Source organism: Paenibacillus sp. B46(2026) (assembly GCF_056786355.1).
In genome coordinates this window covers 4,997,589-5,014,801 of sequence record NZ_CM165907.1, presented here as the reverse complement: position 1 = coordinate 5,014,801, position 17,213 = coordinate 4,997,589, and the positions used below count along the sequence as shown (strand labels likewise).

Genomic DNA, 17,213 nt, shown 5'->3' with positions numbered 1-17,213 from the left:
GACGTGGAGGTGGATGATATTTTATTTGCCGGCTTTGCGTACCTTCTCGCACAGACCTCCAACAGTGATCGGATGAGTGTGCATGCAGCTATTGGGCAGTCCGACTATATTCAAGTATTTGATCTGGACTTCGGCTCGTTGGAACAATTTAATGAATTATTCCAGCTTGTCCATCAATCCAAGGGTCAAGATGGCAGAGAGACCTTCCACACCAAACATGTTAGTACACTCTTACAGGAGCCCGGTACAGGAACATTACCTTTGTTCTATAACGCTGATGCTGTTGCTTCGGGAGTGCCGGTGTCTGAACTGTACGACTTAACGTTACAAGTGGTTCATCAGGAGGACAGCCTGCACTTTGTATGTGGATTCCGTTCAATGAAATGGCGGAAGAGCAAGGTGGAGTCACTCTTGCAACTCTACTTCAAACTTCTGAACCCGATACTCGAATGATCTCAAGCCGACTGTAAAGGAGAGCAAAATGAGAAAAGGATTAATGGGAAGTATTAAACTGGATGATCTCCTGGAATCCGGGACGGAATCGGCCGATATCGAAAGTGTTTCGACTAAGGACATTGCCATTATTGGAATGTCCGGCAGATTCCCGGGTGCAGAGGAAATCGAGGCGTATTGGAGCAATCTGATGAACGGTGTAGACAGTATCAGTGACTTTCCTGCAGAACGACAATCTTTCACAGATTATTACATGAAGACACGGGGAGAGTCAGTTACGTATACCAAAGCAGGTTTTTTGAATCATATTGACCGATTCGATTATCGCTTCTTCAACCTGTCTCCCCGTGAAGCTTCTCTCATGGACCCCAACCAGCGGTTGTTTCTTGAAACGGCCTGGCATGCCATTGAGGATTCGGGATATGGAGGCGGTAAACTTAAAGGAAGCAACACAGGTGTGTACGTTGGGTTTCGTAACGATGAAGTATATGACTACAAAAGATTAATCACTGACTTGGAACCTCAGGCAGATCCCAGTGCTGTTCCAGGTAATCTGGCTTCCATTCTGGCCAGCAGGATTTCTTACCTGCTGGATCTGAAGGGGCCGAGCCTTTGTCTCGATACAGCCTGTTCATCTTCTCTTGTAGCCATCCATCTCGCGTCCCAGGCCATTCGAAACGGGGATTGTGATCTGGCTGTCGCTGGTGGCGTAAAGATACGTTTGTTTCCCCTGGATGAAGGGAACAAGCTTGGTGTGGAAGCGCCAGATGGCAAAGTGAAGGCGTTCGATGCAGATTCGGATGGGACGGTGTGGGGGGAAGGCGCTGCGGCTATTATACTCAAACCTTTGAACAAAGCACTCAGGGATCGAGACCATATTTACGCAGTCATCAAAGGAAGTGCTGTGAATCAGGATGGAACTTCCGTAGGCATCACAGCGCCGAATACCGCTTCACAGACAGATTTGCTGGTGAAAGCATGGAAAAATGCGGGGATTAACCCGGAGACACTGAATTATATTGAAACACATGGTACAGGGACAGATATGGGAGATCCCATTGAGTTTGAGGCCATTCGCAGAGCGTTCCAAAAGTTTACAAACAAGAAACAATTCTGTGCTATCGGTTCAGTGAAGACAAATGTGGGCCACTTGGATTGTGTAGCCGGCATGGCTTCGCTTTTCAAGGTCATTATGGGAATGCGTGAAGGCATGATGCCACCCACACTTCATTTTCAGCGTCAAAACTCAAAAATCAACTTTGAAGATTCTCCGGTCTATCTCAACACACGCCCTAGAATATGGCATGCCGAAGGAGCTCCACGCAGATGTGGTGTCAGCGCGTTTGGTCTAAGTGGAACCAATAGTCACATTGTAGTTGAAGAGCCTCCACGTTATTACAGGGCAGATCCCGCAACGATCCCGTATATGCAAATTTTGACGATCTCTGCCAAAAGTGCCGCCAGCTTAACAAAGCTTGTGCATGCCTATCAGGCCTTGCTTGTTTCAGATCCTGAACTTTCGCTGGCAGATCTATCATTCTCGGCTAATACCGGAAGAGGGCACTATACTCAAAGGCTTGCGATCACTTACAGTGATCGCAAGGATTTGGAAAGAAAATTGAAGCTTGTATCAGACGCAAATGGGGGTCCAGATCTCGAGATAAACGGAGTGCGCACAGGCATGCATCGTATTATAACAGCGGGTGCAGGGGAGTCCACGCGAAGTACAGGGGAAATCACGGAGCAGGAGGTCAGACTACTTGGACAGAAGGCCCAGGCATGGCTTTCTGAACCTCATGTTCATCCGAGGCAAGTGCTGTTGGAGGCCATTTGTGATTTGTATGTTCAGGGAGCCGATGTGAGTTGGGAAGATCTATACAGAGAAAAGTCTGTGCGCAGGATTCCACTTCCTTCATACCCGTTTGAACCGAACATATGCTGGCTGGACTGGAAATCGGACATGGTGCAACACGAGACGGATGACAGGTATCAGAGGATGTATAGAACACGCTGGATTGCGGATTCTTTGGAACTGTCCAAACCCAATGAGGCGGAGCGGCCAACAGATAATGGGATAACCCTGGTATTGCGAAACGAAAAAGACCAAGAAGGGGAAAGGCTCGAAACCACTTTGCGTAATCTGGGGCGGAAGCTGGTATCCGTGACGATTGACGGAGATATTGTTGTAATGGAAGGTCTCACAGGTACAGTGGACCTCTCTTCCGAGGAGGCCTATGATCGTCTGTTGGATGCCCTGCCTTTCCAAGATATAACTCGGATTATCCATCTATTGAGTTCAACGCCCAGAAGAATGCAGGTGCATAATCTGGCGGACCTCTCTCAGGCGGAAATGGAGGGTCCTCTGAGTCTGTTCAGACTGGTCAAATCCCTTGTGCAGAGAGCAGTGTCTGGCCCTGTAGAAATATCGATTGCTACGATAACTGCTTATCAAGTGACGGGGGACGAAGTGGAACTGTATCCTGAGCACGCTGCCTTGATCGGCTGGGCTAAGGTTATAGGAAAGGAATATCCGCATATCTGGTGTCAGTGCATTGACAGAGATGAACATAGTTCACTTGAATCTATTCCGGAGTTGATTGGCAGCACAGGTATCTCCAACGAGAATGCAGCCTACCGGAATGGGATCCGTTATGTTGAACAGCTGGATGAATGGAACACGGAGACTCAGGAAAATATGGCCTGGCAACTAGTTGACGATGGAGTATACATCATCACTGGTGGGGCAGGGGGGATAGGTTCAGAGATTGGGAGATGGATGGCTGGTCAGGCAAAGGTACGAATTGTCCTGCTGGGACGGACGGAATTACCCAACAGGGAGCAATGGCCAATGCTTCGTAAGAATGCGAAAGACAAGACTGGCGTTCAGCAGATTATCCGTGAAATAGATGCCATGGAAAGTCTCGGAGCAATGGTAACTTATTTTAGCGTAGATGTATCCGATGAAATACGTCTTACCCATACGTTGGATGTTATCAGAAAAACGTTTGGTTCAATACGTGGAATTGTGCATTGTGCAGGAACGGGGAGTGATCTGTCTACCGATCAGAAGAGTGAAGATGACGTCAAGCGCACGTTGGCTCCCAAGATCAGGGGGACATGGCTACTTGATCAGCTTACCCGAGAAGACCAGCCTGATTTTATGCTGTTATGTTCTTCTATCGCTACAACGTTTAGCACCATGACTATGGGGGATTATGTCGCAGCCAATGCTTACCTGGATACGTTCGCTGCACAACGAACCAAGCAGGGGCTTTACACGCTCGCTATCAATTGGGTGACCTGGAAGGAGCGGGGAATGGCGGCACGTTCAGGGTTTACGGCGGATACCATATTTAAGGCCATTTTGCCGGAACAGGCGATCCATACCCTTGCAGACGTTGTTAATCAAAGAGCAGACCGCGTTATTATCGGGGAACTGAACATAGATGGTGGAGGTATTCCTTTACTCGAACGTTCAGGGGTTAGAGTGGCTCCAGATTTGCTGGAACGGTTGAAGAGAATGAAGTCCAAGGCGTGGTCAAAAGTAGATATGGCTCCTGCCCGATCATTCTCACAGATTGGTCAGGGTCAGGTGATCCTCACGGGAAAAGAAAAAGAGGATTACACCGAAGCGGAACGGCGTGTCGCTGATGTTTGCAGACAGGTATTGGGTTTTCAAGAAATTAACATTCATGAAAATTTCTTTGAACTCGGAGCCGATTCCCTCTTATTAAAAACGATGCACGCCCGATTGGAACTGCTTGATCCGGGTTCGCTTATGATTACGGATTTGTTTGAGCATGCAACGGTCTATAAACTGGCCCGTTTTCTGGTAGATAAACGCCAGGGAAGCAACAACATGACACATCATGCAACGATGAAAGGCACGGAACAGGACATAGCCATTATTGGCATTTCCGTCAAACTGCCTAACGCCAACAACACTGATGAATTCTGGGACAATATTCGTAACGGGTTGGATTGCAGGACCGCATTGTCTGCAGAACGAAAGGATGCCATTGATCGCTATATTCGATATAAACAGTTTCCTGAGGGCAGCGTTGCTCTTGTGGAAGGGTCCTATATTGATGAGATTGATAAGTTCGATAGTACCTTTTTCCGTTTGTCTCCCAAGGAAGCAAGCCTGATGGACCCACATCAGCGTCTCTTCCTGCAGGCATGCTGGGAAGCAGTTGAAGATGCCGGTTGTGTAGAAAACATTAGTGGAAGTTATACCGGGGTGTTTGTTGGATACTCGCCGAATATTCGCGATATGTATTCACGCCTTATTTATGAAACCAATCCAACTCTGCTATCCAGCGCTATGGTGGGCAACACAGCAGCAGTTACCTCTGGAAGAGTATCTTATATGCTGGATTTGAAAGGGCCATCGATGGTTGTAGACACAGCATGTTCATCTTCCCTCGTTGCTGTAGATGCAGCATGTCAATCGATTCGTAGTGGAAAATGTGAAATGGCCATAGCTGGTGGGATTAAAATCCATACCATGCCAATTCATCACACGAATACACGTATGGGAATAGGCATGGAATCCATGGATGGAATCACGCGTGCATTTGATGAGGAATCCGAAGGAACCGGATTTGGCGAAGGCATCGGTGTAATCATGCTCAAACCACTCGAAAAAGCTAAACAGGATGGCGACCAAGTCTATGCGGTCATTAAGGGATCAGCATCCAATCAGGATGGCAGTTCTGCCGGGATGACAGCACCAAATCCGGCGGCTCAGGAAGACGTGATACGCAAGGCATGGGATGATGCTGGCATTGATCCTGCGACCATTGGTTATGTGGAAGCCCACGGGACGGGTACACCTTTAGGGGATCCGATTGAAGTAAACAGTTTGACGAATGCATTCCGTATGTTCACCGACAAACGAAATTTCTGTGCGATTGGATCTGTCAAAGCCAATATGGGTCATCTGCTTGAAGCAGCGGGAATCGTCGGGTTGATCAAAGTAGCGTTGGCACTTAAAAACAAGGAATTGCCTGCAACGATTCACTTTAATCGACCCAATGAAAATATCCCGTTTTACGATTCTGCCATATACGTCAACACCGTTACTCGTAAGTGGGAGGTTGAAGGCCATCCGCGGCGAGCTGGCGTCAGTGCGTTTGGCATGAGCGGAACCAATGCCCATATTGTGCTGGAAGAGCCACCGGCAGACTATATCCATAAAGAACTGCCTGACCATGTTCCTCACGTTGGGCCACAGTTGTTCATGCTTTCGGCCAAATCACGTGAGAGCTTGCAGCAACTTGTTACGAGGTACGTTGCATATGGTCCGCAATTATTACAAATGGATTTGCAGGATATTTGTTACACGGTCCAGGCTGGTCGCAGTCATTATCCGCATCGATTAATTTTTGCAGTGAATACGACAATGGAGCTTGTTTCCCGTTTGAATGAATTGAACCGGCTCTACTTTTGGGAGTCTGAACTGGGCGACACCGGCAAGGTTTTCTATCGTTATGGAGAACACCGATTGGTATCAGGTACGGATGGGATTAGGCGTCCGGATGATCTTACTCTAGTTCAGAAGGAAAGTTTGAACGCCGAAATTCAAGAAGTGGCATTAGCGTGGAGGAACGGCCTGTACAGGGACGAATCCATGCAGGTCAAAATTAGTGAGTTGTATTCGGCGGGCGCAGATTTGCCACCATTATTATGGAATGACGGACAGGCACCTCGTAAAGTGCGGCTCCCGGTGTATGCTTTCGAGCGTAAGACACACTGGCTGGACATACCCGACGTCGCCCCGGTAAAAGTGGAACGTATGGAACAACCATTTCATGTTATTCGTTGGGTTAACACTCCATCCAACGATGGGACATCATGGATGTCCTCCGAATCTGGAGATGTATTATTGTTCACAGGAAAAACCGCTCTTTCGGCATCGATCTATGAGAGATTACTAGCTGCGGGTCGGAAGGTTGTAAGAGTAGAGATTGGACTTCAAAAGGTTTCTACTCCAGGTGATGGATGGTATGGCGTTGATTCAAATAAACAGGCGTACGAGGACTTGTTAACAGATCTTCAATCCGAGTATCAATTCACACATATTATCCATATGTCAACGACTGAACAAGCAGTATTTCCCGAGAGTATCGAACAATTAGAAGTGGCCCAGCAACATGGGGCTCGCAGCCTGATGTATCTTACACAGGCGCTGGCACATGTGGGTTATGAACGCGGGCTGAGCCTTACGCTGGTATCTGATTATGTGAACGAAGTGACAGGCAAGGAACGTGTCCTTCAGCCACAACAAGCTCCTTTTATGGGAATGGGACGAGTTGTAGGTCAGGAATTGATGGGCATATCCTGCAAGTTTCTGGACGTTGATGATGTTGTCTCTGCTGAAGATGTGCTACAAGAGATCGGCCGAAAGTCTGATTTATATCTTGTTGCTTACCGGGAAGGTACTCGTTATGAAGAGCAGTTCGAGACTTTGGACGATACGACGGTGATCGGCCATTCGCCAGCAATTCAAAATGACGGTGTATACGTGATTACTGGCGGCACGAAAGGCATTGGACTGGAAGTTGTCCAGTACTTGGCTGACAAGGGAGCAGGACATGTTGCTTTGCTTGCCCGTTCACCTTTTCCGCCGCGTGACCAGTGGACTGAATGGCTTGATCAGAACAGAGACAAAGAATTATGCGAGACGATACACCGGGTGATGGATCTGGAGAAAAAAGGAACGTCATGTTCATTTTATCAAGTGGATATCGGTCATCTGGACAGGTTACGTGAGGTATTTGATGAACTTCGTGCTACTTGCGGACCCATTCGCGGCGTAGTCCACAGTGCCGGTGTGCCTAGTGAAGGCATTCTGATGCGTAAGACGGAGGAGCAGTTCTCAGCCGTGTTTAATCCCAAAGTACAAGGAACTTGGGCGCTTGATCACGTTACTATGGAGGATAATCTTGATTTCTTCCTGCTTTTCTCTACGATCTCTTCGGTGTTTGCTGCTCCAGGACAGGGCGATTATGCTGCTGCCAATGCATACCTGGATGCTTTTGCTGCATATCGAAGCAAGCTCGGGAAACGAACAATAACTATTAACTGGAATACATGGCGAGATACAGGAATGGGCGTGCGTTACGGTATCAATGTAGATGGCGTATTCTCCGCCATTCCTACGAAGCAGGGCATTGCATGGCTGGATCGTGCGCTGGGAATGTCTTTGAATCGGGTCATCGTCGGCGAGATCAATCGTGAAAGCAAAATGCTTGGCATGATGTCAAGTGTTGCTGTGAGACTTTCCGAAGACCTGAGATCCCTGATTGCCGGTGAGAAATCGGTTGTTACTGAAGCTGAGAACCAGACCGCTTATGCAGAAGTTACTCTGGATGGCAGGACAGGAGAAGGAGCATATAGCGATGCTGAGGATCTGATTGCCAAAATCTTCGGTTCGGTACTAGGGTTCAGTGAAATCAATATTTATGACAGTTTCTTCGAATTAGGGGGAGATTCAATCATGTTAGGCCAGATGCATGAGTTATTGGATCGGCATTTCCCCAATAAGGTCAAACTGGTAGATCTGTTCGAATATACAACCGTAGACAAACTCAGCAATTACATTGCAGGCAATGAGCAACATATCCTGCAAGCTGCACCGATAACATCCGCATCAGAAGAGCAGGACGGAGATTGGAATGACTCATTAAGCCATATGCTGGACAAGTTGCAGGACGGGGAAGTATCTGTCGAAGACATTCTTCATCGTTTGGATGAAATACGGCCAGGGGAGTGAGCTTGTGGAGAAAGTCTACAAACATGTTGTTGAAAACATAGCCTCCGGCAAAATTGACAAAGTGACGGGGATTCAGGTCATCAATCTGCTGAAGCAGGAAGAAGCAAATCATCAAGAAGATATAGCAGTCATAGGCATGAGCCTTAAATTTCCCCATGCGAATCGCCCGGAGGATTACTGGCACATTGTTGAGCAGGGGATTGATTGCATAGGTGATTATCCATCTGATCGAAAATCTGTAACGGATGAGTACCTCAGACTAAGCGGATATTCAGACGAATTCCTTCAATATCTGGATGGTGCTTTTCTGGATGAAGTGGATCAATTCGATTATAAGTTCTTCCGTCTCTCGCCAAAAGAGGCCAGTCTGATGGACCCTTGTCATCGTTTATTTTTGCAAACGGCATGGCATGCCATCGAAGATGCCGGTTACGGCGGGCAAAGGCTTGCAGGAAGCAATACCGGTGTCTTTACCGGATTTGCCAATAGCAACAACTATAAGGAAATGATCAAGGATACCAATCCGGAAGAGTTGTCTATTGCAATGACTGGCAATATCGCGTCAATGCTTCCAACCCGCATCTCGTATCTGCTTAATCTAAAAGGACCGACCATGGTAGTGGATACTGCTTGTTCGTCCTCGTTGGTATCCGTTTATCTGGCTTGTAAATCGCTGATGAACGGGGATTGCAACATGGCGATTGCCGGAGGAGTTAAGCTGGATATTTTGCCAGTGGATAATGATTTTCTGAAGATTGGGATTGAATCCACCGACTACCGGACTAGAGCTTTTGATAAAGAAGCAGATGGGTCTGGTATGGGTGAAGGTGTGGCTGCAGTAATTTTGAAGCCGCTTCGTCAGGCTCAGAAGGATGGAGACCACATCTATGGTGTAATCAAAGGCATCGCCTTGAATCAGGATGGAACGTCCATGGGCATCACGGCCCCCAATCCGGTTGCTCAATCCGAAGTAATCGAGGAAGCGTGGAAGCGAGCAGGCATCCACCCGGAATCCTTGGCCTATATTGAAACCCATGGAACAGGAACCAATCTGGGTGACCCTATCGAGATTCAGGGGCTGGAACGTGCTTTCCGAAAATATACGAATAAAAAGCAATTTTGTGCAATTGGTTCTGTCAAAACCAATGTTGGTCATCTGTATGAAACAGCAGGTATGGCCAGTCTGATTAAAGGGCTTTTATCGTTGTATCATCGGAAACTCCCGCCTTCCCTTCATTTTAATTATCCAAACCTGAATATTGATTTCGGGAATTCACCCGTCTATGTCAATACAAGGTTAAGAGAGTGGGAGCGAGGTGCTGATCCGCGTAGATGCGGGATAAGTACATTTGGTTTGAGCGGAACGAATTGTCATATGGTGCTGGAAGAAGCTCCTGTACAGGCCACTTTGCCCGTTACGCATGATGGGCATACGGGTGTTCATCCATTCACGTTGTCTGCGGGATCAGATCATGGAATTCAAGTTCTGATGAAACTGTATCTGGACGGGGTATCTACCTTCCCCGACAGGTATTCATTACTGGATGTGTGTCGAACAGCCAATGCATGTCGCGGACATTATGCTCACCGAGTGATCATTTTGGCTGAACATTTGGAGGATTTGCGCATTAAGCTGACCCAGGTGATATCTGGAGACATTCATACGTTTACAGCACCTTGGTTTCATTACGGGGAACACCGACTGATCAGCGACAATCGGGAAGTTTCAGGGGTACATGATATTACCCAGAAAAACGTTCGTGCGTTAAGTGAAGAGGTCAGACAAGAATTGAACCAGATGAATGAGGCTACATTCGACTGGGGGCGCCTGTGTACTCTTTACGTGCAAGGGGCATCCGTGGACTGGTGGCGTCTGTATGAGGGCAAGTCTACAAAGACCGTACCTCTGGCGGGTTATCCTTTCGATTCCCAGAAATGCTGGATTGACATGGGAAGCAGACCAGCAGAAGAGAGTGTCCACCATGACAACGGATTGTTTTCTCTCACGTGGCATGAGCTTGAGGGAGAGTACGAGGATAACGAAGTTCATTCAAGCGAGAGAGTTGTACTCTTTACAGCCGATGACAAAGGTGGGGCTGACCTTGCAATGCTTTTGCAACAATCGGGTAAGGACGTCATTATGGTTTGCCCGGGAGATTACTTTGAACAGAGGAACGATACTGATTTTCGAATTGGTTCGAAAGAGGTCGATTTTGATTCTTTAGTAACCGCTTTGGATTCAAAATCATGGTCACAGGTCATCTACGCACCTACCTTTGCTTCGGACACTTCTGTTCAGAATCTGGTGGAGTTGAATGAATCACAGGAACGCGGCGTTTACAGCCTGCTGTATTTGGTTCGTTCATTGACCAGACATGGTATTGATTATGATATGGATATGGTGATTTTGACCCAATGTGTCCATCATGTCACAGGCAAAGAACAGGTTCTTAGACCCGAGCTCGCACCCCTAGAAGGTCTTGCCAAGGTCATACGCAAGGAGCATCTGAACATACAATGTCGAGTTATCGACGTGGAAGATATGCTATGGAGCAAGGGGAGTGCAGAGTCTGTTTTCAGAAAAACAGATCACTTCCTTACCGCCATGCGAGACGGAAAACGGTATATTCAGTCATTCGGTACACTCCAGCCTGTTGCAGAGTCGGACAGTAACAATGAACAATTTCCTGCTCTTCATTCAGAAGGGATATATCTTGTGTCTGGTGGAGCTGGAGGGATCGGGATTGAAGTATCCAAATATTTGGCTGGCAGGGACAAGGTACATCTGGCCTGGATTAATCGTACTACCTTTCCACCCCGGAAAGCATGGGAAGCGATTTTGGATGCACAGCAGGATCAGTCGTTATGCCGAAAGATTCAGGGAGTGCTTGATATTGAAAATATGGGAGCTACCGTTGAAATATACAGCGCTGACATTTCCAAAAAAGAAGAGGTAGTTCCAATTGTAGAAGAGCTGCGTCAACGTCATGGGAAGATCCGGGGGGTTATCCATGGCGCGGGAATCGGAAGATCCGACTTATTGATGAATCGTACGGATGACCAGTTTAAAAGCATTTTCAATCCGAAAGTGATGGGTACACGTATTTTGGATGAAGTTACCCATTCGGATGATCTGGACTTCTTTATTCTGTTTTCTTCGGTAGCAACGATGTTTAGCGGAGCCGTTCAAGGAGATTATACCGCAGCCAATGCTTATCTGGATGCCTACGGGGAATATCGGAACAAGCTCGGAAGAAGGACACATGTGGTGAACTGGACGACCTGGAAAGAAACCGGTATGGCCCTTGAAGGTGGTTTCACAATCGATACCATTTTTAAGACGTTGCCAACCGGTAAGGCTCTTGAAGGGTTCGAGCAGGTGTTATCCCATAATGTACCGAGAGCACTTGTAGGTTATCTCAATTATGAGAACGGTGGAGTCTTCCTGCTCGAAAAATCAGGGGTGATGCTCTCTCCTGTGCTGACTGCGCAAATTGAACTATTTAAGGAAAAAAAGAAGCAGGAAAAAGCGAACAAAGCAAAGAGTGTAACAACAAATCCAGCAGGAGAAGTAAGTCTGACAGGAAGTCTCAACGAAGAGTTTAGTGATACGGAAAAACGTGTGGCCGAATGTTGCAGAAAAATATTAGGGTTTGATCAAATTGATATTCACGACAACTTCTTTGAACTAGGCGCGGACTCTATTCTGCTAATGAAAATTCAGAGTGAGATTGAGCGAATTTTTCCAGGAGCCATTAATGTTACGGACCTGTTCGAATACTCGAATGTACATCATCTCGCAAAATTTATCGGTGGAAAAAACAAGAAGGAGGAACAGCGTCCTTCTCCTGCGATGCATCTCAAGAAGCGTACTGCGGCGGAACGAGATGGAGATATTGCGATTATCGGCATGGCTGTGAATGTGCCGCTTGCTTCCACACCTGAGGAGCTATGGGAACATCTCGTCAACGGCACGGATCTGGTTCGGTCGTTTCCGGAATCGAGAAAAGTGGATATTGACAAGCATTTTGCGTTCACAGGTCATGACCAGGCACAGATGAAATACAACGAGAACGCGTATCTGGAAGACATAGACAAGTTTGATGCAGGTTTCTTTCGCTTATCGCCCAAGGAAGCAAGTTTAATGGATCCCAATCAGCGATTATTTCTTGAAGCTGCGTGGACTGCAATTGAGGATGCAGGGTATGGCGGCACCAGATTGAGCGGTAGTAAAACAGGCGTATATCTGGGCTATGCGGCAACCTTGCGAGATCTGTATGCACGTCTCTTATATGAAGTTGATCCTGGGAGCGGATCAAGCTCCATGGTGGGTAATCTGACAGCAATGATGTCTGCCCGGATCTCATATTTATTGGATCTAAAAGGTCCAAGCATGGTTATTGATACGGCCTGTTCATCTTCATTGGTGTCTGTAGACATGGCTTGCAAAGCTATTCGTAGCGGACAAATTGATTATGCACTGGCTGGCGGAATCAAGATTAACCTGTGCCCGGTGGATGATGAAAATATGAAACTTGGCATCGAGTCTACAGATCATCGCTCCAAAGCTTTTGATGATGAAGCAGATGGAGCAGGTATTGGGGAAGGGGTTGCAGTGGTACTGCTGAAATCACTTCAGCAGGCATTGGATGACCATGATTCCATTCATGCTGTAATTAAAGGCGGGGCTGTGAATCAGGATGGCAGTTCAATAGGCATCACGGCACCTAATCCGGCATCTCAAACAGAGGTAATTATATCTGCTTTGGAGGATGCAGGAGTTGAACCGGAGACAATCACCTACATTGAAACACATGGCACGGGCACGACATTGGGAGATCCGATTGAAATTAAGGGCATATCCGATGCACTGTCGAGCTACACAGATCGCAAGCAATTCTGTGCGGTGAGTTCCATCAAGACAAACTTGGGGCATTCTTCGGAGGCTGCTGGAGTGATTAGTTTGGTGAAGGCGGTTATGGCGCTGCGTGAGAAAAAGCTGCCTCCGACACTGTTCTTTAATCGTCCTAATCGAATGATTGAATTCTCCAATTCACCGGTCTTTGTGAATACCCGTCTCCGTACTTGGCATTCCGAGGAAGGGCCGCGACGTTGTGGGATTAGCGCGTTCGGGATTAGTGGAACCAATTGTCACGTTATCCTGGAAGAGGCTCCTGCACAGACATTTGTACAAGCAGATGAACGGAGACCTTATATTCTCCCTCTTTCCGCCAAAAGTAAAGACTCTCTATCGAGATTGATCGGAGCTTATCGTGATTATCTCGATAGTTACGATGAACTGGATTTGTTAAGCCTGTGCGGAACAGCCGCTCTGGGAAGAGGACACTACAAACTGCGTATTTCAATTCCTTTTAAAGACAAAGAAGAACTCGTAAACAGATTGGACAAGCTGCTGGGATGCCCGTTTAACGAGATTAAGCCGCCCGTTGCGTATGCATCTGAACATCGGATGATTCCCGAGACGAAGGAGCCCGGTGTTGGCGAATTGACGGAACGAAAATTGCGTGAATTAAACGAGCGGTCAGATCGGGCACTGAATCTCATCAATGAGCACGGATGGGAAGATCAGCACTTGGAGGAGATATCGATTCTTTATATACAGGGAGCCGATATTGACTGGTCAAGATTGTACGCAGAAGAGGAAACCTTCCGGCTCCATCTTCCAACGTATCCTTACGAGCGCAATCGTTGCTGGATTGATATTCCCGAACGAGTTGCGGTTCAACCATCCGTTGTGCAGAAGGAAGAACCAACGATGCATTACACCATTGGCTGGGTGGAAGCGACTAATCCTGAGAGGCTCATTCCGAATCCGCAAACCGTCTTGCTTCTGAAGGGAACAATCCCGGTATGTGACAGTCTCTCTCGAGAACTCACTGAGCGTGGAGCACATGTCATTGAAGTTACTCTTGGTGCAACATATGCGAGGATCTCTCCGGTTCATTATCAAATCGATGGTTCGGAAGCTCAGTATCTGCAATTATTGCAAGCTACGAAAAACCACAGAATAGACCAGATTATTCATGCCTTTACCCTAAATGGTCTTCCAGCACCTGATAGTCCGAATGAACTGGAGGATGCCTTATTCCGAGGTGTGCACAGCTTGTTTTACCTCACGAAAGCCATTGCGGGTGCAGGATTGCGAAATCGAATGCGCATTGTTCTGTTATCCCAGTACGTTCACGAAGTTAGCGGCCATGAATTGCTCCTTGCTCCTGAATATGCAACCATGTTCGGCCTGGGCAAAGCGATTGGGCAAGAGCATCCTCAACTGGAATGCAAGGCCATGGATATAGATGATAACACCTCTCTTCCCATCTTGCTCAATGCAATGAATGCCGATGATGTGTTCTACTCCACTGCATATCGGAATGGTCAACGATATGTGGAAGAGTTTAGGAAGACAGATCTGTTGGGAGCTGAACTCTCCGATGTAACCATTAAGGAGCAGGGGATCTATCTCATCACTGGTGGAATGGGCGGCATTGGCCGAGCGTTCGCAGAACATTTTGCCAACAGACACAACGTTACCTTGATTCTTGCAGGCAGATCGGATTTCCCTGATCGGGAAACATGGCCAGCCATTTTGGAGGATAACAAGGATCTGGAGCAATGCAACAAAATTAAATGGATACATTCGATTGAGAACAAAGGTTCCACAGTAGGTCTCTACAGCGTGGATACAGGTGATCTTCAACAAGTATCAAGACTCATGGAGAACATCAGAGAGCAGTACGGCAAAGTGGATGGCATTGTTCATGGTGCAGGGGTGGCCGGTGAAGGATTCCTTGCGTCCAAGGATGCGGAGACCTTTAACCGTGTGTTGCTTCCGAAAGTCCAGGGAACCTGGAATATGGATCAGGCAACAGCCCACGATTCTCTGGATTTTCTTGTTCTGTTCTCAACCACTTCAACATTATTCAGCTCTCCGGGTCAAGGAGATTATTCAGCAGCGAATAGTTATCTGGATGCTTATGCAGCGTATCGCAATCGCAGGGGTGGACGAACGTTAACGATCAATTGGGTGGCCTGGAAAGAGACCGGGATGGCCAAAGATTTTGGCGTAAATGATGACATGGTGTTCAAGTCTGTTTTAACAAAGTCTGCATTAAAGGCCTTTGACCAGGCTTTTCAGCGTAAAGTGCCTCGATCTATCATCGGCGAACTGAATTATGACTCGGAATATATGGCCTACGTAGGTGATATGCCAATGATGATGTCGGAGGACGTATACAACACGATTCAGGATCAAAGTGCCAGCGTGATTGCTGAAGTGGAGATGAGAAAGGCAACGCTGAACAAAGAAGTCTCATTACACGGCCGCAATGATGGTCAATATACAGCCATGGAACAGATGTTATCCCGGATTTGGTCACTTCATTTGGGACTGACAGAAATGGATCTGTATGATGATTTTTACGAATATGGTGGAGATTCCATTATTGGGCTCAAGATGGCATCGGATATATACAGGGAAACGGGGATACAGGTTAATCCTTCGGATGTGCTGCAATATCCGACGATCTGGGGACTGGGAGTTCACCTGCAATCTCTGGTCGATGTGGAGAATGCAACAGTTGGACAACAGTCTATCCCTCATGCAGAAGTCAAAGAAAAATATCCACTTTCATCAGCTCAAAAAAGGATATTCTACCTTTGCACTCAGGACCCGGACAACATCAGCTATAACCTGAACAAAGCGTTGATTATGGAGGGTAATTTTGACCCATTCACGTTGAACGGTTATATGAACACACTGATTCAGCGCCATGAATCGTTCCGTACATCATTTCACTGGGAACAAGGAGAGCCGATTCAGAGAATTCACGAGAACGTGGATTTTTCGATCGAAACGTTGCCAGATGTCATTCGTGGTACGGAAGCTGTGGACGATGTAGTGAAGCAGTTTGTCCGACCGTTTGATCTGGAAGCTGCACCGTTGATTCGCATGATTGTTGGTTTGTTGGATGACGGTCGTCATCTGTTGATGTTCGATGTGCATCACTTGGTTACAGATGGTATGTCGATGGACAATATGATGCACGAAATCACGTCAATGTACAGTGGTTCACCTCTGCCGGATATTCCTTATCAGTATAGGGATTACTCGGAGTGGAGCAACCATTATCAGCAATCGGATTCGATTAAATCACAGGAAGCCTTCTGGCTGGAAACGCTGAAAGGGCCGTTGCCCACACTGCAACTTCCAACAGACTTTTCACGGCCTGATCGAAAAACCTATGATGGAGCCAAAATGACTTTTTATGCCGACGGAGTACTCACTACTCGAATAGGCAAGCTTGGAGCACATACAGGAACCACGCTATACATGTTGCTCTTATCCGCCTTAAATGTCCTGTTGCATAAATATACGAACCAGAGTGATATACTCATCGGTTCGCCTGTAACGGGTCGCCAACAGGGCAACTTTGATGCCACCATTGGCATGTTTGTGAATACAATCGTCCTGAGAAACGAACCTGTGCCTGATGACTCATTCAGGGAGTTACTTCTGGACGTGAAGCAGCGTACGTTATCGGCTTTTGCACATCAGGACTGTCAATTCGACCGAATTGTACAGCTTGTGAATAGTACACGTGATCCGAGCAGAAATCCGCTGTTTGATGTGTATTTTGCACTGCAAAATGTTGGGATGTACACCGGAGAAATTGAGGCTTTCAAAGGTACATTAATCGATTATGACAGTGGAGTTTCAAGGTTTGATCTGGCACTGGATGCGATTGAGCGGGATGGTACGATCGAGTTTATTCTGGAATATAATACGAGCTTGTTCTTGCCTAGCACAGCTGAATATATCGCCAAGGATTTTGTGAAAATTCTTGAGATAATTTCAGAGCAGCCGGATACATTGATCTATGATATTGAAGTTGATCGTGTCAAGGATATCACGGATGAAGCTGTAGATGAAGAAGTGAATTTCAATTTCTAGCCAGATCACAGA

The 17,213-nt window shown here is 47.0% G+C and carries 2 protein-coding genes; both read left to right on the top strand.

The genetic code is table 11. The annotated features are described in order from the left end of the window. Window positions 1–481: 481 nt before the first annotated feature. On the top strand, window positions 482–8,230 hold the full coding sequence (locus AC1S8V_RS22385; RefSeq protein ID WP_482070822.1) for an SDR family NAD(P)-dependent oxidoreductase: 7,749 nt from the start codon (window positions 482–484) through the stop codon (window positions 8,228–8,230). Next, on the top strand, window positions 8,208–17,201 hold the full coding sequence (locus AC1S8V_RS22380; RefSeq protein ID WP_482070821.1) for an SDR family NAD(P)-dependent oxidoreductase: 8,994 nt from the start codon (window positions 8,208–8,210) through the stop codon (window positions 17,199–17,201). The genes AC1S8V_RS22385 and AC1S8V_RS22380 overlap by 23 nt, the downstream gene beginning before the upstream one ends. Window positions 17,202–17,213 lie beyond the last annotated feature (12 nt).